Annotated in this window: 5 protein-coding genes; 1 reads left to right on the top strand and 4 read right to left on the bottom strand. The window is 44.9% G+C overall.

The window, feature by feature from the left end:
- The coding region (locus VN429_RS01195) for a metal ABC transporter substrate-binding protein (protein WP_325628914.1) at positions 1-905 on the top strand (905 nt) is incomplete at its 5' end.
- A gap of 77 nt (positions 906-982) precedes the next feature.
- On the opposite strand, the gene tsaA is transcribed toward VN429_RS01195, so the two are convergent.
- The 4 genes from tsaA to modA all read right to left on the bottom strand — a co-directional run.
- Complete coding sequence (gene tsaA / locus VN429_RS01200; RefSeq protein ID WP_325628916.1) at positions 983-1,528, bottom strand: tRNA (N6-threonylcarbamoyladenosine(37)-N6)-methyltransferase TrmO; 546 nt, start codon at positions 1,526-1,528, stop codon at positions 983-985.
- A 64-nt stretch (positions 1,529-1,592) separates the two neighbouring features.
- The gene (locus VN429_RS01205) at positions 1,593-2,681 is read right to left on the bottom strand and encodes an ABC transporter ATP-binding protein (protein WP_325628918.1); all 1,089 of its coding nucleotides are present in this window, start codon (positions 2,679-2,681) and stop codon (positions 1,593-1,595) included.
- On the bottom strand, positions 2,681-3,466 hold the full coding sequence (locus VN429_RS01210) for an ABC transporter permease (RefSeq protein WP_325628921.1): 786 nt from the start codon (positions 3,464-3,466) through the stop codon (positions 2,681-2,683). Before VN429_RS01210 ends, VN429_RS01205 begins: the two co-directional genes overlap by 1 nt.
- A gap of 118 nt (positions 3,467-3,584) precedes the next feature.
- Positions 3,585-4,398: molybdate ABC transporter substrate-binding protein (gene modA, locus VN429_RS01215; protein ID WP_325628923.1), on the bottom strand; the 814-nt coding region annotated here is incomplete at its 5' end.

Below are 4,398 nucleotides of genomic sequence, written 5' to 3' on the forward strand. Positions count from 1 at the left end.
ACATAATACAAAACAGTAATACTATGAAGCAGTTCATTTTAGTATGTACTGTTCTTGCACTCCTTTTTGGAGTGCCGGCAGTGTCTGCTGTTGATGTGGTGGCAACGACAAGTGTTCTCTGGGATCCAGTCAGTCAGATAGGAGGTGATGATGTACATGTCGTGTACATCGCTGATCCGACTGTATGTCCTCACCTGCAGGGAGATATTTTACCAAATTTGATCCAGAAACATGCTGATGAACTCAAATCTCCTGATCTTTTCCTTGCACATAACAGTTCGATGGATACAGCAGCCATGGCAGCCATAGAAAAGTTCAGGGATTCGAATGGGTATGGAAAGACGAAGTGGACTCTTCTCAAACCTGACACTGAATGGAATACCCCTGAATCGGCAGAAGCTCTTGCTGACACCGTTCTTGGCTGGCTCAAGGAAACAGATCCAAAGAATGCAACGACCTATTCGGAGAATGCTGATAAGTATAAAGAATCTATTGCAGCAGTGGGCAATCTGAATCCAGCAGAAAAAGATGCTCTTTCAAAGAAGAATGCCATTGTGATGGCATGGCAGAAGACTCCGGTTGAAAAGTGGCTCGGAGTAAAGGTCTATGATATCTTTGCACCTGAATTTGCATATGGTGGAAACAAGACTCCGGCAAAAGTAGTTGATTCCATCCAGAAAAACAAGGACAAAATCTATGCTCTCGATCTCGTCTCCGGTGGCGGAAAGATGTATGTTATTGAGAACATGCAGTCAGGAGAGATGGCGAAAGGCATTGAAGAAGCATTGACCGATATTGCAGTAAACAATGAGCGGATTACCTTCACTAACTTCCCGAAGTCTGTTGATGGGGTAAATTCCATTCCTGACGTTCTTAAGTATAACAAGAACCTCCTCCTGGCTTAACTATCAGAAGTGATATTCTTCTCTTTTTTTGTATTCTACTGTTCCTAACCAAACAAAATCTGGGGGTTTATTAGGATTTATTTTGTCGTTCGATCCCGGTTACGAAGTTCTTTTGGTGTACAGTTCCATTCTGCAATATCATCCATATGCTTGGTATCGACCCACCCTGATTTCACCTCTTCCCGGTAATCAAACTGCCTGACATACGGCTTGATATCAATGACCGGAGTCCCATCCAGAACATCAACACCACTCACCTTGAGAATATTTCCATCAACTTCAAGCAGCTCCATGATTGAAAGACCTATAGGGTTAGGTCGATTAAAATGCCGGATTGCAAAGATCCCCCGCTCTTTTTCTCCGTCAAGGAATGGTTTCTGTATAAGGTTTTTAGCGGTTGCTCTGTCAAAATAATATAGTGCGTAAATATGAGAAAATGACTCAATATCTTTCAGACCATCGGTATTTTCTTCGAACACCTCTATGTATCCGACAGACGGATTAAAAATTCCCTGAATCGGGGTATTATCCTGTTCAGTATGTTCAGAATGAATGACTCCGATTGGATGAAAGATGATATCTGCATTTCTCCATTTGTTTGCATGTTCTCGTGTTAAATTCATAATTCTGTCTCCTTATTGTGTCTGGATATCGTTTCTAAATCCTCTGTGTGGTTTTTCATATGCATCAGACTGTCCCTGCCATTATCTCTTCGCTGGTTTGATCCCCGGTTGGAATGACGTGAAGTGCTGACTCTTTAAACGTGATATATACCTGATCTCCGGGCATAAGTGAGAGTTCCTCAGAGCTTGTCCGCGTCACTATGGCGATCATCCTGATCCCGGTATCAAGTACAACCCGGATGAAGGGACCAGAAGGAATCAGGTCAACCACCGTTGCCTGAAGGGTATGCCTGGCACTGGACTTGAACGGTTGAATTGAGATGATAATATCTTCAGATCTGAGGACAGCAACTACCGGGCCTCTATGCTGTGCAGAGATCCTGATGCGAAGATCACCAAGATTCAGGATTGAACCTGTCCCGTCCGGTGTTGCTTGACCCCTGAAAATATTCTCGGTTCCGCAGATCTGGGCAACATACGGAGTGCAGGGATGAGCAAAGACATCTTCAGGTCTTCCTGTCTGTACGATTGTTCCATCCTGCATGATGGCTACCTTTTCAGCGAGGGCATATACATCCTCGAAATGGTGTGTAATGTGGATGATTGGGATTTTCAGGTGCTGGTGTATCTTTCTGATCTCCTGCCTCAACCGTTCCCTTGTCATGGAGTCAAGAGCTGAAAGAGGTTCATCAAGGAGAAGCAGTCGGGGTTTTTGGATAAGGGCACGGGCAAGGGCTATCCGTTGAGCCTCTCCTCCTGAAAGAGTATCAGGATTGCGATCCATAAGATGCCCGATACCAAGGATATTCACCAGATCTGAGATTTTCCTCTCTGTATCTCCATTGTACGTCTTTCGAATCTTCACGCTGAAAAGGATGTTCTCTTTTACTGTCATATGGGGAAAGAGCATCAGATCCTGGTACATCATGGCAATGTTCCGATCTTTGGGTTGATCGTATGTGATATCCTTTCCCTCAAAGAGTATTCTTCCACTGGCAGGTTTGTGAATTCCTGCAATCATCTCAAGAAGGATTGTTTTACCAGCTCCTGATGGGCCGATTATCACCCAGTATTCGGGATTCTCAATATGGAGAGAGAGAGATTTGAGCTGGAAATCCCCAAGGGTGAGTGATACATTCTGAACGCGGAGCATTATATCCGGTCACTCCCTTCTGATAACCGTTCAAAGAAGAACATTGTTAATGCAGCGATTCCAAGGAGAATACATGCCGTGGTGATGGCGATATCGAGATCTCCCGTAGCCATATTCAGATACAGGGCAATTGGAAGGGTTTCTGAACGCATCCGGGTTGCACCGGCAAGCATCAGAACAGCACCAAATTCACCCATCGCTTTTGACCAGGTGATTACAAGTCCTGAAATCAGGCCTGCCCGGGCCAATGGAAGAGTAACATGCCAGAATGCCTGAAAGTCAGAACATCCGAGTGTTCGTGCAATGTGCTCATACCTGGGTGAGATCATGGCAAATGACGATCTCATCACCCGAATCAGGTACGGGAGATTGACAAACCACTGTGCCACGATGATGCCGAGCTGTGTATACACAACTGTAATCCCGAGATCTTCAAGTCCTGTTCCAATAGGAGTTTTGGCAAAAAAGAGGAGGAGTGCAACTCCGGCAACAAGCGGAGGGAGGGAGAGAGGAAGCATGAGGAGCATAATGAGGGAACGCTGGCCGGGAAACCCTCCTCGGCTTAATATATATCCCGAAGGGATGGCAACAAATGCGCAAAGCACAGTAGATATGACCGAAGTAATGAGAGAGAGCTGAATTGCATATCTGATCTCAGGCGAGGTGAGTGTTTGAATGATGCTATCAGGACTGATGAAAGTGAAGAGCCCTCCAAGTACAAGTAGGGTGACTCCCCCTGAAAAAAAGGCGAGAATTGTTGTGACTGGGTAAAATATTTTATTCATCCGTATTTCCTGTCATTCCTGGTGCCTGGTTCTCACTTATACAATCCAGGGATGATAAAAGAGAAGTGAAATGGGAGTTTGTATCATCAATATGAAAAATTGGTGATTCCTTTCTATCTCAAGGCTGAACGTCTTTATACTGCTGGTCTCCATATGCCGGGAATTTATACTTCTTGAAAGTGTCTTTCCCTGCGTCTGAAGCAACATAATCAACAAATTTCTGAGCCTTGTCAGACTGCTTGGAGAATGTCGTGGGTCCTTCTGCTACAACGAGAACATAATCATTTACATTTTTGACCGGGATTGTGTCCATTGTCTTATCATTTATCTGATCCAGAGTCAGGAGTGATGCATCAATAGATCCTGCATTCATAGCAGAGACGAGTTCGTTGATGGTTGAAGTTCTCACAACAACATTCTTCTCCACAGCATCAGCAATTCCGAGGTCTTTGAAGAGTTTATCTCCTGTGGTTCCGATTGCTGTTGCTTTTATATCTCCAAGCCCAATCTTGAGACCTGGCTTGGCAAAGTCTTCAACAGAGGTGATGTTCTTAGGATTGCCTTTCTGCACTGCGACGATTGGCACATGGTATGCGATGTACTGCGGCTGACCTACGAGCCCTTTGTCTTCTGCTGTCTTGTATGCGTCAGATCCACCTGCAATTAATACATCTCCTTTATGGGTGATATCCATCTGGCTCAAAAGAGCTCCCGATCCCTGGAAATTATAAACTACCGGAATTCCTGTCTCATTGGTGAAGGTTGATCCGATCTCCTGAACCGGTTTTTTGAGACCTGCTCCCGCATAGATGAGGAGTGCATCAGGGTTCTTCGCCATCAGGTCATCAATTGAAACATTTCCGCTCTGATTTGCTGATGATGTTGCATTATCTGCTGCTAATGTCCCTGGTATGAGCAATCCTGCGATAAGG

It is taken from the genome of Methanospirillum sp. (genome assembly GCF_035560735.1).
Lineage (GTDB): Archaea > Halobacteriota > Methanomicrobia > Methanomicrobiales > Methanospirillaceae > Methanospirillum.

Excerpts from the sequence above, each read along its gene's own strand:
- tsaA (WP_325628916.1), bottom strand. The coding sequence starts at position 1,528 with ATGAATTTAACACGAGAACATGCAAACAAATGGAGAAATGCAGATATC.
- VN429_RS01205 (WP_325628918.1), bottom strand. The coding sequence starts at position 2,681 with ATGCTCCGCGTTCAGAATGTATCACTCACCCTTGGGGATTTCCAGCTC.
- VN429_RS01210 (WP_325628921.1), bottom strand. The coding sequence starts at position 3,466 with ATGAATAAAATATTTTACCCAGTCACAACAATTCTCGCCTTTTTTTCA.